Annotated in this window: 21 protein-coding genes; 9 read left to right on the top strand and 12 right to left on the bottom strand. The window is 69.9% G+C overall.

Annotation, left to right across the window (positions count from 1 at the left end; translation table 11 throughout):
* From ASG17_RS00235 to hppD, 5 genes are read right to left on the bottom strand one after another with little or no spacing between them, the layout of a single operon-like run.
* Complete coding sequence (locus ASG17_RS00235) at positions 1 to 1023, bottom strand: fumarylacetoacetate hydrolase family protein (RefSeq protein WP_056097879.1); 1023 nt, start codon at positions 1021 to 1023, stop codon at positions 1 to 3.
* Positions 1024 to 1059: 36 nt separating this feature from the next.
* A complete protein-coding gene (locus ASG17_RS00230; RefSeq protein WP_162238756.1) occupies positions 1060 to 1902 on the bottom strand; it encodes a hypothetical protein in 843 nt (280 codons plus the stop codon).
* Between the two features lie 36 nt (positions 1903 to 1938).
* A complete protein-coding gene (locus tag ASG17_RS00225; protein WP_056097876.1) occupies positions 1939 to 2199 on the bottom strand; it encodes a hypothetical protein in 261 nt (86 codons plus the stop codon).
* 3 nt (positions 2200 to 2202) lie between these two features.
* Positions 2203 to 2397, bottom strand: a complete 195-nt coding sequence (locus tag ASG17_RS00220; protein WP_056097874.1) for a hypothetical protein — start codon at positions 2395 to 2397, stop codon at positions 2203 to 2205.
* Positions 2398 to 3477 carry a 4-hydroxyphenylpyruvate dioxygenase gene (hppD, locus tag ASG17_RS00215; RefSeq protein WP_056098869.1) on the bottom strand — a complete coding sequence of 360 codons (1080 nt, stop codon included), beginning with the start codon at positions 3475 to 3477 and terminating at the stop codon, positions 2398 to 2400.
* Between the two features lie 224 nt (positions 3478 to 3701).
* On the opposite strand from hppD, the gene chrA reads away from it, so the two are divergent.
* Positions 3702 to 4916 (top strand): chromate efflux transporter, encoded by a 1215-nt coding sequence (gene chrA, locus ASG17_RS00210; protein WP_235560321.1) that lies wholly within the window; start codon positions 3702 to 3704, stop codon positions 4914 to 4916.
* A 4-nt stretch (positions 4917 to 4920) separates the two neighbouring features.
* Here the strand turns inward: chrA and ASG17_RS00205 are convergent, their stop codons facing one another.
* A complete protein-coding gene (locus ASG17_RS00205) occupies positions 4921 to 5547 on the bottom strand; it encodes an exopolysaccharide biosynthesis protein (RefSeq protein ID WP_056097872.1) in 627 nt (208 codons plus the stop codon).
* 106 nt (positions 5548 to 5653) lie between these two features.
* Between ASG17_RS00205 and ASG17_RS00200 the strand changes: the two genes are divergently transcribed.
* From ASG17_RS00200 to ASG17_RS00190, 3 genes are read left to right on the top strand one after another with little or no spacing between them, the layout of a single operon-like run.
* Positions 5654 to 6235: a YqaA family protein gene (locus tag ASG17_RS00200; protein WP_056097871.1), complete on the top strand. Its 582-nt coding sequence runs from the start codon at positions 5654 to 5656 to the stop codon at positions 6233 to 6235.
* A 25-nt stretch (positions 6236 to 6260) separates the two neighbouring features.
* Complete coding sequence (locus tag ASG17_RS00195; protein WP_056098864.1) at positions 6261 to 6833, top strand: disulfide bond formation protein B; 573 nt, start codon at positions 6261 to 6263, stop codon at positions 6831 to 6833.
* 46 nt (positions 6834 to 6879) lie between these two features.
* Entirely contained in the window at positions 6880 to 7389 is a 510-nt protein-coding gene (locus ASG17_RS00190; protein WP_056097869.1) for a demethoxyubiquinone hydroxylase family protein, read from the top strand.
* 24 nt (positions 7390 to 7413) lie between these two features.
* On the opposite strand, the gene ASG17_RS00185 is transcribed toward ASG17_RS00190, so the two are convergent.
* Positions 7414 to 8385, bottom strand: a complete 972-nt coding sequence (locus ASG17_RS00185) for an esterase-like activity of phytase family protein (RefSeq protein WP_056097867.1) — start codon at positions 8383 to 8385, stop codon at positions 7414 to 7416.
* Entirely contained in the window at positions 8382 to 10262 is a 1881-nt protein-coding gene (cobT, locus tag ASG17_RS00180) for a cobaltochelatase subunit CobT (protein ID WP_056098860.1), read from the bottom strand. The genes ASG17_RS00185 and cobT overlap by 4 nt, the downstream gene beginning before the upstream one ends.
* A gap of 81 nt (positions 10263 to 10343) precedes the next feature.
* Between cobT and ASG17_RS00175 the strand changes: the two genes are divergently transcribed.
* From ASG17_RS00175 to ASG17_RS00165, 3 genes are all read left to right on the top strand, one after another.
* Positions 10344 to 11450 (top strand): AGE family epimerase/isomerase, encoded by a 1107-nt coding sequence (locus tag ASG17_RS00175; RefSeq protein ID WP_056097866.1) that lies wholly within the window; start codon positions 10344 to 10346, stop codon positions 11448 to 11450.
* The gene (locus ASG17_RS00170; protein WP_056097864.1) at positions 11447 to 11956 is read left to right on the top strand and encodes an HAD-IIIA family hydrolase; all 510 of its coding nucleotides are present in this window, start codon (positions 11447 to 11449) and stop codon (positions 11954 to 11956) included. Before ASG17_RS00175 ends, ASG17_RS00170 begins: the two co-directional genes overlap by 4 nt.
* Before the next feature lie 86 nt (positions 11957 to 12042).
* On the top strand, positions 12043 to 12921 hold the full coding sequence (locus ASG17_RS00165) for an alpha/beta fold hydrolase (RefSeq protein WP_056097863.1): 879 nt from the start codon (positions 12043 to 12045) through the stop codon (positions 12919 to 12921).
* A gap of 91 nt (positions 12922 to 13012) precedes the next feature.
* Here ASG17_RS00165 and groL read toward each other — a convergent pair whose 3' ends face one another.
* On the bottom strand, positions 13013 to 14665 hold the full coding sequence (gene groL / locus ASG17_RS00160) for a chaperonin GroEL (protein WP_056097861.1): 1653 nt from the start codon (positions 14663 to 14665) through the stop codon (positions 13013 to 13015).
* A gap of 99 nt (positions 14666 to 14764) precedes the next feature.
* A complete protein-coding gene (locus ASG17_RS00155) occupies positions 14765 to 15052 on the bottom strand; it encodes a co-chaperone GroES (protein ID WP_056097860.1) in 288 nt (95 codons plus the stop codon).
* Positions 15053 to 15287: 235 nt separating this feature from the next.
* On the opposite strand from ASG17_RS00155, the gene ASG17_RS00150 reads away from it, so the two are divergent.
* Positions 15288 to 15734, top strand: coding sequence for a hypothetical protein (locus ASG17_RS00150; RefSeq protein WP_056097858.1), 447 nt, complete (start codon positions 15288 to 15290; stop codon positions 15732 to 15734).
* Positions 15735 to 15862: 128 nt separating this feature from the next.
* Here ASG17_RS00150 and pgi read toward each other — a convergent pair whose 3' ends face one another.
* Positions 15863 to 17473, bottom strand: a complete 1611-nt coding sequence (gene pgi, locus ASG17_RS00145) for a glucose-6-phosphate isomerase (RefSeq protein WP_056097856.1) — start codon at positions 17471 to 17473, stop codon at positions 15863 to 15865.
* Positions 17474 to 17560: 87 nt separating this feature from the next.
* On the opposite strand from pgi, the gene ASG17_RS00140 reads away from it, so the two are divergent.
* The gene (locus tag ASG17_RS00140; RefSeq protein ID WP_056097854.1) at positions 17561 to 18037 is read left to right on the top strand and encodes a hypothetical protein; all 477 of its coding nucleotides are present in this window, start codon (positions 17561 to 17563) and stop codon (positions 18035 to 18037) included.
* Between the two features lie 186 nt (positions 18038 to 18223).
* On the opposite strand, the gene ASG17_RS00135 is transcribed toward ASG17_RS00140, so the two are convergent.
* Positions 18224 to 20329: a protein-disulfide reductase DsbD gene (locus ASG17_RS00135; RefSeq protein WP_082496028.1), complete on the bottom strand. Its 2106-nt coding sequence runs from the start codon at positions 20327 to 20329 to the stop codon at positions 18224 to 18226.
* Between the last annotated feature and the right edge of the window lie 4 nt (positions 20330 to 20333).

Here is a 20333-nt window from a genome sequence, read left to right as displayed (position 1 = left end):
TCAGGTCTCGGCGGACGGCGCGGGCTCGACCGTCTGTTCGATGGCGCCGAAGATGGAGTGGCGTCGGGCGTCCAGCATTTCGATGCGGACGACATCGCCATGCTTCAGGAAGGGGGTGCGGGCCTGGCCGTTCTGGAGGGTTTCGACGGTGCGGACCTCGGCGATGCAGCTGTAGCCGACGCCGCCGTCGCTGACGGGGCGGCCCGGGCCCCCATCGGGTCCCTTGTTCGACACGGTGCCCGACCCGACGATCGTACCGGCGCCCAGCGACCGTGTCTTGGCCAGGTGCGCCACCAGCGTTCCGAAGTCGAAGGTCATGTCGACGCCGGCGTCGGCGCGGCCGAAATCCTGGCCGTTGAGCTGGACCCACAGCTCGCCGGTCAGTCGGCCGTCGTTCCAACGGTCGCCCAGCGTCTCGGGCGTGACCAGGACGGGCGACAAGGCGCTGGCCGGCTTGGACTGGACGAAGCCGAAGCCCTTGGCCAGTTCGGCCGGGATCAGGTTGCGCAAGGAGACGTCGTTGACCAGTCCGACCAGGCGGATGGCGGCCAGCGCCTGCTCGCGGGTCGCGCCCTGCGGCACGTCGCCGGTGACGACGACGACCTCGGCCTCCAGGTCGCAACCCCAGGCCTCGTCGGCCAGCGAGATGGGATCGCGCGGCGGCAGGAAGCCGTCGGAGCCGCCCTGATACATCAGGGGGTCGGTCCAGAAGCTGTCAGGCATTTCAGCGCCGCGGGCCCGGCGCACCAGCTCGACGTGGTTCACATAGGCCGAGCCGTCAGCCCACTGATAGGCGCGCGGCAGGGGGCTGGCGGCGTCATGCTCGTGGAAGCGGCCGCGCGGCACGGCGTTGTGTTCCAGGCTCTCTGACAAGGCGCGCAGCTGCGGTTCGCAGCGGCCCCAGTCGTCCAGCGCCGCCTGCAACGTCGGGGCGATGAGGAAGGCGTCTGTGAACCAGTTCAGGTCCTCGGAGACGATGACCAGGCGGCCGTCGCGGCCGTGCTTCAAGGAGGCGAGTTTCATGGGACTGGCTTAGACCCGTTTTGCCGGAACGGAAACTCAGTCGCCGAAGCGCCAGCCCTGCCGGTCGGTCGCGTCGGCCCGTCTGTCGCCCGGCAGCAGATGGGCGGGCGGGCGTTTGCCCAACGCCGCGCGTGCGGCGGTCAGCTCGGCCTTGCGGCCGTCCTGGATCCAGTAGTTGTGAAAGGCCCGCACCGCCCGGGCCAGCGCCTCGACCTGTTCGTCGGCGGTCATGTCGCGCGTTTCTTCCCTCTGGTCCCCATGGCCGTGACCCTGTCCGTGGGCGTGCGCCGGTGCGGGCGGGGTCGTGACCATCGAGCCGATCGGCAGGCCGATGACGGTGACGGACGACACGGCGGCGGGGGCCGGATGGGCGTGGGGCTCATGACCGGCGTCGCCATGGCCGGGCGTGTGAGCAGGCGAATGCGGCGCGCCGTGATCGGCCGGCTTTTCAACCTTGATCCTGCCCTTCAGCGCCTCGTCGACGCCCTTGGTGGCGCCCGACAAGCCCTTGCCCAGCTTCAGCACCGGCCCCAGCAGATCGTCGAGCACCTTCTGCAGCGCGATGGTACGGGACTTCAGGTCGTCGTTGGAGGCCGAGACGGCGGCGGTCGAGGCCTTCAGCACGGCGTCGTAAATCTCGCGCGCGGCCTTGGTCGGATCGGGCGTGTTCGACCGCCCCTGTTCGCTGCCGATCCACCAGCCGATCAGCACCGCAAGCGCCAGCAGAACCAGGCCGCCGACCGTCATCATCGGCGGCAGGCTGAAGAAGACGGGAGGATCGATGGCCGTGAACCCGCCGTCGGTGGTGGCGAAATCGGTCGCCTGCATCTCGAACCTCTCGCGCTTGCGCGGGCGTGCGGCCCCAAGCTTGGCCGCCATCATGCCCCACCCGCGGAACGGCGCAATCGGAAAAGGTTAACGCTCGGGTGGCGTCAGCACGGCGGTGACCTCTGCGCCCGTGCGGGCGACCGGATCTCGCACCTCCACCTCGACCAGCACGGCCCCCGGCGGCGAAGCGGCCCACAGATAGCGGCGCTCCACATCGACCTGACGGCCCGACGGCGCAAAGCCCGTGAAGCTGTCGCCCCACGGCGTCACCCGCACGATGTCCGGGAACGGCAGGGCGCAGGCGGCGTCCAGCTCCTCGTCCGCCATCTGGCGCAGCTCATCGGTCATGGATCACCCTGGCGGCCGCTGGTGGTGCAGGCGCTTCCAGATGCGGTAGCCGATGATGGGGGCGAAACCGCAGATCAGGGCCGCGACCAGGACGGTCCAGAAACCTCCGCCCAGGCCGAAGCGGCCCACCAGCGCCCCCACGGCGGCGGCCAGCCACGGCCCCAGCCAGGGCAGCCACATGGGAGGCCGCATCTTCATTCAGGCGTCGACCTTGATGACGCCGCGGCGGATCTGGTCCAGCTCGATGGAATCGAACAGGGCCTGGAAGTTGCCGTTGCCGAAGCCCTCGTTGCCCTTGCGCTGGATGATCTCGAAGAAGATCGGACCGAAGGTGTCCTGGGTGAAGATCTGCAACAGCAGGCCCTCTTCATCCGACCCGTCGATCAGGATGCGGTTCTTGCGCATCCGCTCCACGTCATGGCCGTGGTTGGGCAGGCGTTTGTCGATCAGTTCGAAATAGGTCTCGATGGTGTCCTGGAACTGGACGCCCCGCTCGCGCATGGCCTCGACGGTGGCGAAGATGTCGTCGGTGGTCAGGGCGATGTGCTGGATGCCCTCGCCGTTGTAGCGGCGCAGGTATTCCTCGATCTGCGAGTTCTCGTCCTGGCTTTCATTCAGCGGGATGCGGATGGCGCGATCCGGCGCGATCATGGCCTGGGAAAACAGGCCGGTCGCCTTGCCTTTGATATCGAAATACTTCTGTTCTTCGAAGTTGAAGACCGAGTTGTAGAAGCCGGACCAGGTCCGCATCTCGCCGCGCCGGACGTTGTGGGTCAGGTGGTCGAGGACCAGCAGACCGACGCTGCTTTCGGCCTCGGCCTCGCGCCAGCCGTCCAGCTCGGTCCAGTCGGCATAGAGGGAGCCGGCCTCGCCGTAGCGATCGACCAGATACAGCAGGCTGCCGCCGATGCCTTCCAGCACATAGGGCCAGCCGGTCAGAGCGGCACCCTGGGCGTTCGCGGCCTTGGCGCCGCGCTCCAGCGCGCCTTCATAGGCGGCCTTGGCGTCGCCGACGCGGAAGGCCATGCCGCTGGCCGACGGCCCGTGCACCTTGGCGAAGTCGGCCGCGTGGCCGGTGGGATTGCGGTGAACGATCAGGGTGATGTCGCCCTGCTTCAAACGGACGGCGCCGGATTGCGGGTGCTGGTGCGTCGGGACGAAGCCCATGACCTCAAGCGCCTTCACCATCGCCTCCGGCTCGGGGCCGGTGAACTCCACGAACTCGAAGCCGTCGACGCCCAGGGGGTTGTCGTGATCCAGCTGCTCGGCCGCGCTCATGCCGGTGTCGGTCATGTCGGGTCTCCTGATGGGGTGGGTCCGAACAAGGGCCGGACCGGGATGGCCGGAACCTAGTCGTCGGGCGGCCCCGCGCCAACCCGGCCCCTTTGACAGTGCGGTGAACGCGACATAGCGTCGCCTTATCGGGCCATTGCGGACGCCCGGTCAGGCGATTCCGCCCAAGCGCCGCTCCTGAACGCGCGCCCATGCGCAGGAGCTTGTAAGTGACGACCCTGATCGACGACGCCCGACCGCCGCGCCTGACCTACGGCGCCCTGTTCCTGAGATTTCTGAAGTTCGGCCTGATGGCCTTCGGCGGGCCGGTCGCCCAGATCGGCATGATCCGCCGTGAGCTGGTGGACGAGGAGCGCTGGATCTCCAGCGCCGGCTTCAATCGCCTGCTGGCCGTCATGCAGGTGCTGCCGGGGCCGGAGGCGCACGAGCTGTGCGTCCACCTGGGCGTGCGGGCCAAGGGGCGGCTGGGCGGCTTGCTGGCCGGGCTGGGCTTCATGCTGCCGGGGTTCGTGCTGATGCTGGCCGTGGCGGCGGCCTACGTCGCCTTCGCCCCGTCGCGCGATCTGCTGGCGGGGGCCTTCTTGGGCGTGCAGATCGCCGTCCTGGCCCTGATCGCGCGGGCGGTGCAGCGGATCGGCGGACACATTCTGGAGGACCGAGCCCTGTGGGCGCTGGCGCTGGCGGCCGGAGCGGCGTCACTGGCCGGCGTCAGTTTCTGGATCAGTCTGGCGGCTGGAGCAGTCCTCTACCCGCTGGTCCGGGCGCGGCGCTGGGCCTTCGTCGCCCTGGTTGCGCTGGCGGTCGTCGCCCTGGCCGTGGGGCTGAGGCTGGCGGCGGGTCCCGGCGGCGGGGTGGTCGCCGGCGTGGGCGCCATGGCCGCGCCAGGGGCCGTCGTCCTGTTCTGGACCGGGCTGAAGGCCGGGCTTCTGACCTTCGGCGGCGCCTATACCGCAATTCCCTATGTGCGGGCCGATACGGTCGGGCGCGGCTGGATCGCCGACGACGTGTTCCTGGACGGCGTGGCCTTCGCCGGCGTCCTGCCGGCGCCGCTGGTCATCTTCTGCACCTTCGCCGGCTATGTCGCGGGCGGCTGGGCGGGCGCCGTGGCGATCACGGCGGGGGTCTTCCTGCCGGCCTTCGCCTTTTCGATGATCTTCTACGAGCGGCTGGAAAAGCTGGTGGAGACGCCGCGACTGCATGACGTGCTGACGGGCGTGGCAGCGGCCGCGGTGGGCGTGATCGGCGCGACGGCGCTGCAACTGGCCTGGGCGACGGCTCGCCGCACGCCCGGGGAGCCGGTCGCCGTCGCCTGCGGTCTGGCCATTTTCGCTCTGGCGTTGACCGTGGCCACCCGGTGGAAGAGCCCGTTCAACGCGCCGCTGGTGCTGCTGGCCGCCGGGCTGGTCGGCTACGTCGCCTTCTAGCGGGTCAGTTCAACCACTGTCCGGCCCAGCCGGCGCCCAGCAACAGGCCGCCGGCCAGGATGGCCAGCGCCACCAGCCAGCCGATGGCCACCACCATCCCGCCCAGCACGAACAGGCCGTCGCGCTGGATCAGGCCCACGGCCAGCAGGGCCAGGGCGACCGACGGGATGGTGTTGGTCATCGGCAGGACGATGGTCAGGGTCGCCAGGATCATGAACAGTCCGACCATCCGCTCCCCCAGGCCGGTGGCGAACATCGCCAGGCGCGGGCGCGACAGACGGTCGACCCACCCCAGCCGCGCCTCGGCGAAGTCGGCCATGGCCTTCAGCCATTTCGCCTTGGCGCGCAGGCTCAACACCCGGCGGGGAAGCCAGGGCTCTTCGCGCCCGATCAGCAGTTGTGCGGCGATCATGATGATGACCAGCCCGACCACCTGAGGCACGCCGTAGAGGCCCGGGACCAGGCAAGGCAGGCTGAGCAGAAGAATCAGCAGGCCGTACGCCCGCTCGTCCAGCCGGTCGCGGATCTCGCCCAGCGTCAGCCCCGCCTCGCCTCCGTCGTCGGCCAGCCGCCGCAGCAACCGGACCACGTCGTGGCTGACGTCATCGGCGTGGGCGTCGGGACGGTGCATGGCCGGGCTCTAGCATGTCCGCCGGCCCCCGGAATCGCACCGATCGCCGCAGGGATGTGCGACGCCGCGTCCCCTGCTACAGCGGCGCCCTGAACGAGGGCGACCGATGCTGCGGAAACTTTACGACTGGGTCTTCGAACAGGCGCGCAAGCCTTACGCCGAGAAGACGCTGGCGGTGGTGTCCTTCGCCGAGGCGTCCTTCTTCCCCATTCCGCCGGACGTGATGATGGCGCCGATGGTGCTGGCGCGGCCGGACAAGGCGTACCGGATCGCCCTGATCTGCTCGATCGCCTCGGTCGTGGGCGGGGCGCTGGGTTGGTGCATCGGCTATTTCCTGACCGATGTGGGGGTCGGCCTGATGCGGCTGCTGGGTCACTCCGACGGGCTGGAGCAGTTCCAGCAGTGGTACGACCGTTTCGGCGTCTGGGTGATCCTGGCCAAGGGCCTGACGCCCATCCCCTACAAGCTGGTGACCATCGCCTCGGGCCTGGCCCACTTCGACTTCGCCATCTTCATGGTCGCCTCGGTCATCACGCGGTCCGCCCGCTTCTTCCTGGAGGCCTGGGTGCTGAAGACCTGGGGTCCGGCCATGCTGGCGGTGGTCGAGAAGCGGCTGGCCCTGTTCTTCGTCCTGGGCCTGGCGATCCTGATCGGCGGCTTACTGGCGCTGAAGCTGTTGGAGCATTGAGCGTCCGGGCGTAAGGATGCGCCCGATGATCGAAGTCTATCGCCTGCTGACCCGCTGGTGGACCGCCTTCGCCCTGGCGGCGTCGCTCGCCCTGTTGGGCGCGGCCCATGCATTCGAGGAGTTCATGGGGCTGGCCCCGTGCAACCTCTGCCTCAAGCAGCGCGAGGTCTACTGGGGCGCCGTGGCCATCGCGGGGGCCGCGACCCTGTGGCACCTGTTCAGCCGCGGCAGCCGGGGCACGCCGCGCATCGCCGCCTTCCTGCTGGGCGCGGTCTTCTTCACCGGCTTCATCACCGCCCTGTTCCATGCCGGGGGCGAGGCCAAGTGGTGGGCGCTGCCGGCCATCTGTTCGGGCGGCGGCGGCGACATCAATCTGGAAAACCTGACCTCCCTGGCCCTGGGCACAGGCCCGGTTCAGACGGTGGTGATGTGCGACACCGTGGTCTGGCGCTTCCTGGGCCTGTCGATGGCGGGCTGGAACACGCTGATCATGGCCGCCCTGACGGTCTTCAGCCTGCTGGCGGCGAAACGGCCCAAGGATGCGCGGGCGCCCAAGTCCGACAAACCTGACGGCAAGGGGGCGGCGGCCAGTGTCTGACGGTGCACAGCTGCCCCGGCCCGGTCGCGGCGCCTGGACCGGCCGCATGGGCGAGATGCTGCGCGTCGACCACGCCGGGGAATATGCGGCGGTGCACATCTACCGCGCCCAGCGCGCCGTCTTCGAGGGTCGCAAGGGTCGCGCCTCCATCGCCGCCGACATGGCCGAGATGGAGAGCCAGGAGGCCGCCCACCTGTCGCGGTTCGAGACTCTGCTGGCCGACCGCCAGGTACGGCCCACGGCGCTGACGCCCCTGTGGCGCATCGCGGCGACTGCGCTGGGCGCCGGCACGGCCCTGATGGGCGAGAAGGCCGCCCATGCCTGTACCGAGGCGGTCGAGAGCGTCATCGAGAAGCACTATGCCAACCAGATCGCCGAGGTCGCAGACCGCGACCCCGCCCTGGCTGCCGAGCTGAAGGCGTTCCGCGACGAGGAGCTGGCGCACCACGATCATGCGGTGGAACATGGCTCGCGCGAGGCGCCGGGTTATCGGCTGCTCAGCGCCGTGATCGGCGCCGGCTGCAAGCTGGCCATCAAGGTCAGCGAGAAGGTCTGAAATCCTCCGCCGTCGGCGCAGGCTCTATGATTTCACGTCGAACGCCAGCAGCAGAGTCCGCTGGGCCGGGTTCCCGTTGTCGTCGGACAGCAGGTAGAGGCGCGTCCGGCCGCCGCGCGTCTCGGCGGCGAGGCCTTCGAAGTTGTCGGTCAGGCCAGGCAGCTTCAGCTCGATCAGGACCGGGCCGACCGTGCCGTCCGGGGCCATTCGGCGGACGCGGGCGCGGGCGTCCAGCGGCGGGCGGAAGGATCGCTCCAGCACGAACCAGCCGTTCCCGGACGGATCGCGGTCCAGGGCGGTGCGGCGGAAGTCGGCGTCGCCCAGCAGGGGCTCGGGCGGGGCCTCAACGACGCGGCAGCCGGCGGGCGCGCAGTCCCAGACGCCGCCGTCCTCGCCTCCGACGCGCCAGCCGGTCGGCCCGGTCGACAGCGCCTCCATGCCGTCGTTCAGGGGGAAGGCGAAGTCGGGGTGGGGAACCGCGACCGGGCGGCCGGGCGTTGCGGCCGAGCCATAGCGCCAGATCCGGTGATCGCGCTCGAAGGCGATCAGCAGGCCGCTGTCCGGCAGCAGGGCCAGCCCTTCCGCGTCGCCGCGCTCCTTGGCCGCGATGGGCGATCCGTCCAGTTCGGTCAGCCGCTGATAGCGCCAGTCGTGCGCGCCGGTCAGGCGGCCCCGGGCGTCGAGGCGCATGCGGCCGGTGACCAGATCGCCTGCGTCCGTGACGGCGACGAAGCCGCCCGCGCCATCGGTCAGCTTGATGTCCGACAGGCTGTGCAGGGGCGAGGCCGGGTCCAGCTCGATCCGCAGACCGCCCGCGAACCGCACGCCATCGGCCAGGACCGCACCGCCCGGCAGGCCCAGATTGACCGAGCGGCTGGCGGCCGGCGCCTCGGTCCAGCCGTCCGGTCCGGCGACGCCCCTGACCGGCGCGGTCGGCCCGCCCGCGCAGGCGGCGACGGCGAACAAGGCCAGCGTCAGAAGGGTTCTGCGGATCATGCGGCGCGCCTCCGGCGGACCGGTCGGGCGGCGGTTTTCGGTTCCGCCTCGAACAGTTCGGCCAGCTTCTCGGTCATGGCGCCGGCCAATTGCTCCACGTCGATCAGGGTGACGGCGCGGCGATACCAGCGGGTCACGTCGTGGCCGATGCCGATGGCCAGCAACTCGACCGGCGAACGGTCCTCGATCTCGGCGATCACCTGCCGCAGATGCTTGTCCAGATACAGCGCCGTATTGGCCGACTGGGTGGAATCGTCGACCGGCGAGCCGTCGGAAATGACCATCAGGATGCGCCGCTGTTCGGGCCGCGCCATCAGCCGGTCGTGGGCCCAGACCAGGGCCTCGCCGTCGATGTTCTCCTTCAGCAGGCCCTCGCGCATCATCAGGCCGAGGCTCTTCTTGGCCCGGCGCCAGGGCGCGTCGGCGGACTTGTAGATGATGTGGCGCAGGTCGTTCAGGCGGCCGGGATTGGCCGGCTTGCCCGCTGCGATCCACGCCTCGCGCGCCTGTCCGCCCTTCCAGGCGCGGGTGGTGAAGCCCAGGATCTCGACCTTGACCCCGCACCGCTCCAGCGTCCGCGCCAGGATGTCGGCGCAGACCGCCGCCACCATGATCGGCCGTCCCCGCATCGAACCGGAGTTGTCCAGCAACAGGGTCACGACCGTGTCGCGGAACGGGCTCTCGCTCTCGGCCTTGAAGCTGAGCGGCGCGGTCGGATCGGTGATGACCCGCGTCAGGCGCGCCGTGTCCAGCATGCCTTCCTCCAGATCGAACATCCACGAGCGGTTCTGCTGGGCCAGCAGTCGCCGCTGCAGCCGGTTGGCCAGGCGCGACACGACGCTGGAGAGCGCCGCCAACTGGCCGTCCAGCAGGGACCGCAGCCGATCCAGCTCCATCGGGTCGCACAGGTCGGCCGCGTCGATCACCTCGTCATGGGCGGTGGTGAAGACGCGATAGGCGTTGATGTCCTGGCCGTCGTCCAGGGTCTGGTGCGGACTGGGGACGGCGCCCTCGTCCGTGGCGTCGCCGGGATCACCCATGTCGTCGGTCGCGTCCGGCGATGCGCCCTGCGGCTGGCCCTCGCGCTCCTCGCCCGAGGTGTCGTCGTCGGGTGCGCCGTCCATCGACTGGGCGCCCTGACCGCCGTCTTCCTGCTCCTCGTCCTGGCTGTCCTCGCTGGGATCGGGCGACTGGGGCGGGGGTTCGTCCTCGCCCGCCTCGTCATTGGCCTCGTCGCCGCGCCCATCGCCGGGATCCAGGTCGAGCGCGCGCAGCACGTCCTTCATGGCGCGCGCGAAAGCGGCCTGGTCGTGGGCGACCTCGGCCAGCGCATCGAGCTGCCGGCCCGCCTTGGCTTCCAGCTCCGTGCGGACCAGGTCGAGCAGGGCGCCGGCGCCGTCGGGCGCACGCTGGCCGGTCAGGCGCTCGCGCACCAGCAGGGACACCGCCTCGGCGGGCGGAACCCGCGCGGCCTCGACAACCCGCAGCGCCCCGGTGCGCTCGAGCCGGCCCAGCAGGGCGGCGTTCAGATTGGACCGCACCCCGGCCAGGTGTTCGGAGCCGACCGCCTCGACGCGGGCCTGTTCGACCGCCTCGAAAACCTCGGCCGCCGTCTGGTCCAGCGGACGCAGGCGGCCATGCAGCATCTCGTCGTGATTGGCCAGACGCAGGGCCAGCCGGTCGGCCTGACCGCGCACGGTCGCCGCCTCGGCCGGTGAGGCGTCGCGCGGCGGGTTGGGCAGGGTCAGGACGCCGTTCGACAGCTTCGGCCCGTCCTGGCCGAACACCACTTCCAGCTCGGCCTGCTCGGCCAGGGCGCGCGCGGCGTGCGCGAGGGCGCGCTTGAAGACGTCGGCCGGCGTGTCCGAGGAAGGCATGGCCGATCCGTTAGCCCCGATCGACCGCGCCGTCATCCGTCCGCTTCACAAACCCGGCCGCATCGCATAGTCGCGAAGACCATGAGCTTTCTGCACGACGCCCGCGCCAAGGTCCGATCCTGGCTGTTCGATCACGCCCTGCCCCTGTGGGCCGAGCGGGGCGCCGACGCGGACGGGCGGTTCTACGAACTGCTGGAGTTCGACGGCAGACCGGTGACCGGCGGCGTCCGCCGCACGCGGGTGCAGGCCCGTCAGGTCTATCTGTTCGCCGAGGCGGCCGATCTGGGCTTCGAGCCTGGCCGCGCCATCGCGCGGAAGGGCCTGGATAACATGATCCGGACCTGCCGCCGCCCGGACGGCCTGTGGGTGCTGTCGACAGACGGAAACGGCGCGGTGCTGGACGACACCCCGGACCTCTATGACCAGGCCTTTTGCCTGTTCGCCCTGGCGGCCGGGCATCGATTGCTGGGCGACGACCGTTGCCTGCCGCTGGCGTTGCAGACGCTGGACGCCATCGAGACAGTGATGGCCGCGCCGCACGGCGGCTGGGCCGAGGCTGCGCCCGCCCGCCTGCCGCGCCGCCAGAACCCGCACATGCACCTGCTGGAGGCCATGCTGGCCTGGCATGCGGCGACGCCGGAGCCGCGCTTCGAACAGATCGCCCGGGAAATCCTGGGCCTGTTCGACACCGCCTTCTTCCACGAACCGACCGGCACCCTGAGCGAGTTCTTCACCGAGGACTGGCGATTGGCGGACGGCCAGGCGGGCGAGATCGTCGAGCCGGGGCACGAGTTCGAATGGGTGTGGCTGCTGAGCGAGGCCAGGAAGAACGGCTGGATCGACGCCGAGGCGCGAGCGATGCGCCTCTACGACCACGCAGGGACGGCCGGCTTGAACGCGGAGGGATTCCCGGTGCGCGAGATGGCGCGGGGCGGCGGCCCGGTCGATCCGGGCTGGCGCCTGTGGGCCGAGACCGAGGCCCTGCGCGCCCATCTGACGGTTGGTGACGAGGCCAGAGCCGCCGCCATGGTCGATCGGATTTTCGACAGCCACCTGGCGACCGACGTGCCCGGCCTTTGGGTCGACAGCTATGATGCGGCGGGCATCCAGATCGACACGACGGTCCCAGCCTCCAGCTTCTACCACGTGATGACGGCCTTCACCGTGCTGCTGCGAGGCGCCGAATGAGCGGTGTGCCGGCCGTCTTCCTGGACCGCGACGGCGTCCTGATCGAGGACACCGGCTATCCGCACCTGGAGGCCGAGCTGCGCCTCATGCCCGGCGCGGCCGAGGCGGTGCAGCGGTTGAACCGGGCCGGATATCTGGCGGTCATCGTCACCAATCAGTCCGGCGTGGCGCGCGGGCTGTTCACCCTGGATCAGATGCACGCCTTCAATACCGCCCTGGTGCGGCGGATGGCGGCCAAGGGCGCGCGGATCGGGGCGGTCTACGCCTGCCCGTACCACGCCGAGGCCAAGGACCCGCAGTGGCTCCACCCCGACCACCCGGACCGCAAGCCCAATCCGGGCATGATCCGTCGGGCCGCGGACGAGCATGGGATCGACCTGGCCAAATCCTTCATGATCGGCGACCAGCCGACGGACATGGAGGCCGCCCGCCGCGCCGGCATCCCCGGCTTCCGCTTCGATGGCGGCGACCTGGACCTGTTCGTGCGGGAGCTGCTGGGCGGCTAGATCCTCCAGCGCTGAAGCGATCTCCCTCCCCCGTGCCGCCGCGCTACACGGTGGAGAATTCTTGCGATCCGCCGTATCCTGCAGCCATGCAAACGCTCCCTTGGGTTGAACGCCGCTGGACCTCGCACGATGGGCTCAGCCTGTTTGCGCGCGACTATGCCCCTGCCGCCGGTCCGGCCCGACTGCCCGTGGTCGCCATTCACGGCCTGACGCGCAACAGCGCGGATTTCGAGGCCATCGCGCCGCTGCTGGCCCAGTCGGGACGGCGGGTGCTGGCGGTGGATGCGCGCGGGCGCGGGCGCTCGGACCGGGCGCCCGATCCGATGACCTATCAGCCGCCGACCTATGTTCAGGACGTGGCGGCGCTGCTGAAGGCGACCGGCATCGAGCGGGCGGTCTTCCTGGGCACCTCCATGGGCGGCCTGATCACCATGGGGCTGGCGGCCGTGAAGCCGAGGGCCATCGCCGCGGCCATCATCAACGACGTCGGGCCGGAGGTCGCCAGGGAGGGCCTGGCGCGCATCGCCGCCTATTCGGGCCAGCCGGTGGACACGCCGACCTGGGCCGCCGCCGCCGCCTACGCGCGCCAGATCAACGCCGTCGCCTTTCCGCACTATGCCGACGCCGACTGGGACACCTTCGCGCGCCGGGTCTTCCGCGAGGGGACCGAAGGCGCGCCGATCCTGGACTACGATCCCGACATCGCCGTGCCGATCCGCGCGGCGGGCGAGAAGGCGCTGGTCCCCAACCTGTGGCCCTTCTTCTCGAAGCTGGCGCGCGGCCGTCCCGTCCTGCTGATCCGCGGCGAGCGCTCCGATTTGCTCAGCGCAGACATCGCGGCGAAGATGCGCAGGAAGGCCCCCGGAATGGCCTATGCGGAAATCCCCGGGGTCGGGCACGCACCCATGCTGGACGAGGCCGAGGCGCGCGCCGCCATCTTCGAGTTCTTGCGCGAGGTGGACTGACGCGGTCTTGCGGGGTCCCGGACGCAAGAAGGGCGGGCCCGTCGCCGGACCCGCCCTCTTGTCGTTCAGCCAGATGGCGTGAGCGTCGGACTTAGAAGTCCATGTCGCCCATGCCGCCCATGCCGCCGCCCGGCATGCCGCCGGCGCCGCCGGCCGAGGCCTTCTTCGGCGCATCGGCCACGGCCGCTTCGGTCGTGATCAGGATCGAGGCCACCGAGGCGGCGTCAGTCAGGGCGGTGCGAACCACCTTGGCCGGGTCGATCACGCCCATGGCGACCAGATCGCCGTACTCTTCCGTCTGGGCGTTGAAGCCGAAGGTGGCGGAGTTATTTTCCAGCACCTTGCCCACGACGATGGAGCCTTCGACGCCCGCGTTTTCCACGATCTGACGGATCGGGGCCTGGATGGCGCGGCGGATGATCGCGATGCCGGCGGTCTGGTCGGCGTTGTCGCCTTGCAGGCCTTCCAGCGCCTTGGTCGCCTTCAGCAGGGCGATGCCGCCGCCGGGGACGATGCCTTCTTCAACCGCGGCGCGCGTGGCGTTCAGGGCGTCGTCGACGCGGTCCTTCTTTTCCTTGACCTCGACTTCGGTCGAGCCGCCGACGCGGATGACCGCGACGCCGCCGGCCAGCTTGGCCAGACGTTCCTGCAGCTTTTCCTTGTCGTAGTCCGAGGTCGTGGTCTCGATCTGGGCCTTGATCTGGCCGATGCGGGCCTCGATCGCTTCCTTCTCACCGGTGCCGTCCACGATGGTGGTGTCGTCCTTGGTGATGGTGACCTTCTTGGCCTTGCCGAGCATGTCGAGCGTGACGTTCTCCAGCTTGATGCCCAGGTCTTCCGAGATGACCTGGCCGCCGGTCAGGACGGCGATGTCTTCCAGCATGGCCTTGCGGCGGTCGCCGAAGCCCGGGGCCTTGACGGCCGCGACCCGCAGGCCGCCGCGCAGCTTGTTGACCACCAGGGTGGCCAGGGCTTCGCCTTCGATGTCCTCGGCGATGATGATCAGGGGACGGCCCGACTGAACCACGGCTTCCAGGATCGGCAGCATGGCCTGCAGCGAGGACAGCTTCTTCTCGTGCAGCAGGATCAGGGGCTCTTCGAGTTGAGCCTCCATCTTGTCGGCGTTGGTGATGAAGTAGGGCGACAGGTAGCCGCGGTCGAACTGCATGCCTTCGACGACGTCCAGCTCGGTCTCGGCGGTCTTGGCCTCTTCAACCGTGATGACGCCTTCGTTGCCGACCTTTTCCATGGCCTTGGCGATCATCTCGCCGACTTCGGCGTCGCCGTTGGCCGAGATGGTGCCGACCTGGGCGATCTCGGAGTTGTTCTCGACCTTCTTGGCCGAGGCCTTGATGTCGGCCAGGACGGCGGTGACCGCCTTGTCGATGCCGCGCTTCAGGTCCATCGGGTTCATGCCGGCGGCGACGGCCTTGAGGCCTTCCTGCACGATCGATTGCGCCAGGACGGTCGCGGTGGTGGTGCCGTCACCCGCCTTGTCGTTCGTCTTGGACGCGACTTCGCGGATCATCTGGGCGCCCATGTTCTCGAAGGCGTCTTCCAGCTCGATCTCTTTGGCGACCGAGACGCCGTCCTTGGTCGAGCGCGGGGCGCCGAAGGACTTCTGGATCACGACGTTGCGGCCCTTGGGACCCAGGGTCACCTTGACGGCATTGGCGAGGACGTTGACGCCGCGCAGCATCTTGTCGCGCGCGTCGGTGTTGAACTGTACGATCTTGGCGGCCATTGGCGGCTGCTCCTTAGTGAAGAGTGCTAGTGAATTGTGAGTGGAGAAGTCGGTAGCGCCAGGAGCCGTCGCGGCTCACTCGCACTACTCACTTTTCACTCAGCTCAGGACGCCCAGGACGTCCGATTCCTTCATGATGATCAGATCGACGCCGTCGACCTTGACCTCGGTGCCCGACCACTTGCCGAACAGGATGCGGTCGCCGGCCTTCAGCTCCAGGGCGTTGACCTTGCCGCTGTCGTCACGGGCGCCCGGGCCGACGGAGACGACTTCGCCTTCCTGCGGCTTTTCCTTGGCGGTGTCGGGGATGATGATCCCGCCCTTGGTCTTGGATTCTTCTTCTACGCGCTTAACCAGCACGCGGTCGCCGAGCGGACGAAACGCCATCGGTTGTTCTCCCTGAGTAGTCCGAAAAGGATGCACCCCGGACCGGCTTTGGCAGCCGCGACCCGCGAGTGCTAACGGAGGCGGAAGTAGGGGGCGGGCGGGTAAGCGTCAAGCGCGCGCGGGCTCATTTCATGAACCCGTTGTGAATGCGGCGGCGCCGGGACGTTCAAACGGGCGGCGGTATTCCTCTGGGCATAGTCGGACCCCGTCCGGCGCATCGTCCGGAGGACCTGAGATGAAGACCGCCTCGACCCAGAAGACCACCGCTGTGGCTCTCACCGCCGCCGTCGGCGCCCTGGCGCTGCTGAGCGCCGCCCCGGCTTCGGCCCAGAGCCGCTACTACGACCACCGCGACAACCGCCAGAGCAATACCGCCCAGAACGCCGTGATCGGCGCGGTGGTGGGCGGTCTGGCCGGCGCCCTGCTGGGCAACGGCGACGGCACGACGATCGCAGGCGGCGCGCTCGCCGGGGCCGCGCTGGGCGCGGTGGCGTCGTCGGGCGGCAATGCCAACGACCGATACGACAGCCGCCATTACAGCCAGTACCAGCAACGGGATTACCGTTCCGCCCCGCGCTACGGGTACGACCAGCGCTACGGCTACGATCCGCGCTACGATCGTCGGGACACGCGTTACGACCGCCGGGACAGCCGCGACTATCGCTACGACCGCCGCTGGTAGGGAGCGGAAAGTCTGAGATCGAAGGGCGCTCCGAAAGGGGCGCCCTTTTGCTGTGTCGATACCGACTGCCTCGTCATCCTCGGACTTGAGCCGAGGATGACGGCTGTGGTGGCGAGAGGGCGCGCCTCTTACCCCAGCAGGCGTGTCATCAGCGCGGCCGTGGACGGGTCCAGTTCGTCCGAGGGGCCGCCGGCGGCGACGTCCTTGAGGATGGCCTTGGCCAGCACCTTGCCCAGTTCTACGCCCCACTGATCGAAGCTGTTCACGTCCCAGATCACGCCCTCGACGAAGGTCTTGTGCTCATATAGGGCGATCAGAGCGCCCAGGGTCGCGGGCGTCAGCCGATCCATGACGATTGCGGTCGAGGGGCGGTTGCCGGGGAAGGTCTTGTGCGTCTGCAGCCGGTCCGCTTCGGCGTCGCCCGAGCCCGAGGCCAAAAGCTCGGCGCGGGCAGCTTCTGTTGTCTTGCCCAGCATCAGGGCCTGGCCTTGGGCCAGTGCGTTGGCCCACAGCGGCGATTCCGTTTCGTTGCCGTGTGTCTTGGCCACGATGACGAACTCGGCCGGGACCGTCTCGGGGCCTTGATGGATCTGCTGGAAGAAGGCGTGCTGGCCGTTGGTGCCGGGCTCGCCGAAGACGACGGGGCAGGTGCCGTGGCTGACCGGCGAACCGTCGCGGTGCACGCGCTTGCCGTTCGATTCCATCTCCAGCTGCTGCAGGAAGCTGGGCAGACGGCGCAGGGCGTGGGCGTAGGGCGCGACGGTGCGGGCATGACGGCCCAGGCCGTCGACGTTGAACACCTGGGCGAGGGCCAGGAGGACCGGCGCGTTCTTCTCCAGCGGGGCGTCGACGAAATGCTGGTCCATGGCGCGGGCGCCGCCCAGGAAGGCCTCGAAGGCGTCCCAGCCCAGACCGATGGCGCACGACAGGCTGACCGCCGACCACAGCGAATAGCGACCGCCGACCCAGTCGCGGAAGGCGAAGGTGCGGCCGCAACCGAAGGCTCCGGCCTTGTCCGGCGCGGCGGTGACGCCGATGAAGTGCTTGCGCAGCTGCTCGGGCGTCAGGGCGGCGGCCAGCCAGGCCTTCGCGGCGTCGGCGTTGGCCAGGGTTTCCTGGGTGGTGAACGTCTTGGAGACGACGACGACCAGGGTGGTCTCGGGGTCCAGCCCGGTCAGGGCCTCGGCCATGTCGCGCGGGTCGATGTTGGCGACGAAGCGCAGGTCGACGGTGGGGCTGAGCGGACGCAAGGCGTCCCAGACCACGCGCGGCCCCAGGTCCGAACCGCCGATGCCGACGTGGACCAGCGCCTTGAAGGCCTTGCCCGTGCCGCCGGTCTCGGCGCCCGAGCGGACGGCTTCGGCATAGGCGGCCATGTCGGCGCGCACGGCATCGACCTCGGCGGACACGGGCTCGCCCAGGGCGTGATAGTCGGCGCCGGGGGCGGCGCGCAGGGCGGGGTGCAGGACGGCGCGGCCCTCGGTCAGGTTCACCGCCGCGCCGCCGAACAGATGGGCGCGGCGCGCTTCGACCTGACGGACGCGGGCCAGCGCCAGCGCGGCGTCGAAGCCGGCGCGGGTCCAGCTTTGCTTCGACAGGTCCAGATAAAGACCGGCGGCCTCGACCGACATCCGCGACAGGCGCTCGGGGTCGGCCGCGAACTGATCGACGATGCGCGCCACGGGGTCGGCGGCGGCCTTGAGGGCGGTCCAGGCGGCTTCGGTCGCGGCGTCGGTCATCTGAGGTCGTCCCCTTCGTGGTCAACGGGTCGTTTACGGGTCAGGCGCAAGCTGGCGCAATCACCGATTCATTTTGAAAGCGCGCCCATGTCCTGTGGCATCGCCCTCGTCGCCTCCCTCTTGCTGACAGACCCCAGCGTCGCCCTGGCCGCCAGCCAGCCGATGGCGGTCGCCGGCGCCCCCGTCTCGGTGGCCTCGGAGCCGCTGTTCTCCGACATCGTCAGCCGTTCGCGCTCGCTGAAGGCCATCGTGGACGGCTGGATGGTTTCGGGCGCGGCGGACGCCGACGGCTTCGTCACGGGCCCGACCTTCGCCGCCTTCAAGACCGACGCCCACGCCCTGTCTGAACGAGACATGCAGGGGCATCTGATCCTCAAGGAGCGCGGCACGGACGGCGACCTGAAGTGCATCCTGCGCGGCATCTCGGAAGACATGACGCTGAAGGTGCAGGCGGTGGAGGCGGCGCCGACGGCCGAAGCGCGTCGCGGCGCGCTGAACGACCTGTCCTACCTGCTGAACGACAATGACGAGGTGATCACCTCGCCGCCTGCGCCGGCGGCCTGATCGCCTATTCTGGCGTCGCCGAGAAGAAGGGGTTCATCACAACGAGCACAACGAAGAGAGACACAAAGAGCACGACGGGGTTGTGCCTGGCTCGACCTCGTTGTGTCCTCTGTGAAACCTTTGTGCTCATTGTGATGAACCCCTTCGCCTGACCCAGGCGGTTGGTTTCCGGCTTCGCCAGAGAAGCTACTTGAGGGCTTCCAACACAACGCCTTCGGTCAGTAGCTGGGGCAGGACCTCGGGCCGAGCCTGACCGGGGCGGTAAACCAGATAGAGCGGCACGCCCGAGCGGCCGTGGCGGGACAGTTCCGCCGCGATGGCCGGGTCGCGCCGGGTCCAGTCTCCGACCAGATAGACGGCGTTCGAGCCGTCCAGCGCCCGGCGAACGGCGGGCGAGGACAGGGCCGCGCCTTCGTTGATCTTGCAGGTGACGCACCAGTCGGCGGTGAAGTTGACCAGGACGGTGCGGCCTTCGGCTTGCGCGGACGCCACGGCCTCGGGCGACCAGGCGCGGCCCTCGACGGCCTGGGCGGACGGCTCGGCGGGGCCAGGCGCCCTCAGGCCGTGGATCAGGGCGGCGCCCGCCAGCACCAGCGACAGGGCGGCGAAGAGGCTGTGCCAGAGATAGGGCCGACCCCGCGCGCGGGCGTCCTGGGCCCGGCCGGCCAGCCACAAACTCAGGGCCAGCAACAGGCCCGACGCCATCAGGGCGGCTAGGGCGTCGTCACCCGCTTGCCGCGCGAAGACCCAGGCCAGCCACAGGGCCGCGCCATAGAGGGGGAAGGCGAGGAGGCCCTTGAGGCGCTCCATCCATGCACCGGGGCGCAGGCGCGACAGGGCGGCGGGCCACAGGCTGACCGCCAGATAGGGCAGGACGAAACCGAGGCCGAGGAACAGGAAGACCAGCAGCGCCAGAGGCCAGGCCATGACCAGCGCCGCGCCCATGGCCGGGGCCATGAAAGGGGCGGTGCAGGGCGAGGCGACGACGACGGCCAGAACGCCGGTGAAGGCCGCGCCGGCGGCGCCGGGCAGGCGCGACAGCGGGCCGGAGCCGACGCCCTGAAGCCCGCGCCCGACGTGGAAGACGCCCGACAGGTTGAGCGCCGAGGCCAGCAGCAGCAGGGACAGGCCCGCCGTCACCGCCGGGGACTGCAACTGGAAGCCCCAGCCGACCGCCTGTCCTGCGGCGCGTAGAGCGATTAGCACGCCCGCCAGCGCCAGGAAGGTGACGAGCGCGCCCGCGCTGAACGCCAGGCCGTCGCGCCGCGCCGCCGCCCTGTCCCCCGCCGAGGCGGCCAGCGCCGCCGCCTTCATCGCCAGGATGGGGAAGACGCAGGGCATCAGATTGAGGATCAGCCCGCCGAGGAAGGCGAACAGAGCCGCCTGGGCCAGGGCGACGAGGCCGGTCGAGGCGGGCGCCGCCGGTGCGCCGTCTAGCGGCTGGAGCGCGCGGCCGTCCGTGCCGGGCAAGGGGGCGCCGGGCGTGGCGGAAATCTCCCAGGCGCCGGCATCGGTGGCGACGATCCCGGCCAGAGGTCCGTCCCCACGCTGGCGAGCGGCGGGCGTCAGGGTCAGGCGCAGACCGTCGGGACCGACCGTGCCGGACTGGGCGGCGGCGTGGTCGATACGGCCGGCGTCGAAAGGGTAGAACCAGGCCTGGGTCGGTTTGGCGGCGGTCAGGGCCGCGCCCGAGACGCTGAGCAGGATGCGGCCGTTCTGGGCCGTCATGCGCGCCTCCAGCCCGGCGGGGCGGGGCGCGATCTCCACCGTCTGTTCGATGCGGAGGCCGTAGGGCCGGCTCAGGGGCGCGGCGCCGGCGCGGATAGGCATCTCGGCGGTCAGGGTCAGGGGCTCGGGCACACACAGCTGGTCGCTGCACACCAAAAACAGGGCCTCGACCGTCAGGGGCAGGGTCTGGCCGGGACGCGCCGTTGCGGGGATCTGGATCGGGACGGGCAGGAAGACCTCGCCCTCGTAGCCGTAGTTGACCAGGCTCATCAGCCGCTGACGGCCGGGTGTCGGCCACAGGATGTCGCCGGCGGTGACGCCGCTCGGCAGGGTCCAGCTCAGACTGGTCGGGCCGCCGCTGTCGCCCGGATTGCGCCAGTAGGTGTGCCAGCCGGGCGCGATCTTCTGGCGCACGGCGACGATGGCGGTGGAGCCGGGGGCGGCCCAGGCGCTCATCGGGACCAGTTCGGCCTCGATGCGCTCGGTCTTCTGCGGAGCGGCCTGCGCGGTATGTCCGAAGAGGGCCAGCAGCAGGGCCAGCAGGCCGATCCGCAGCAGGGTCATGGTC

The sequence above is a fragment of the Brevundimonas sp. Leaf363 genome, from assembly GCF_001424025.1.
GTDB lineage: Bacteria > Pseudomonadota > Alphaproteobacteria > Caulobacterales > Caulobacteraceae > Brevundimonas.
Note: the sequence above shows the minus strand (reverse complement) of the source record. Positions and strands in the feature narration are given on the sequence as shown.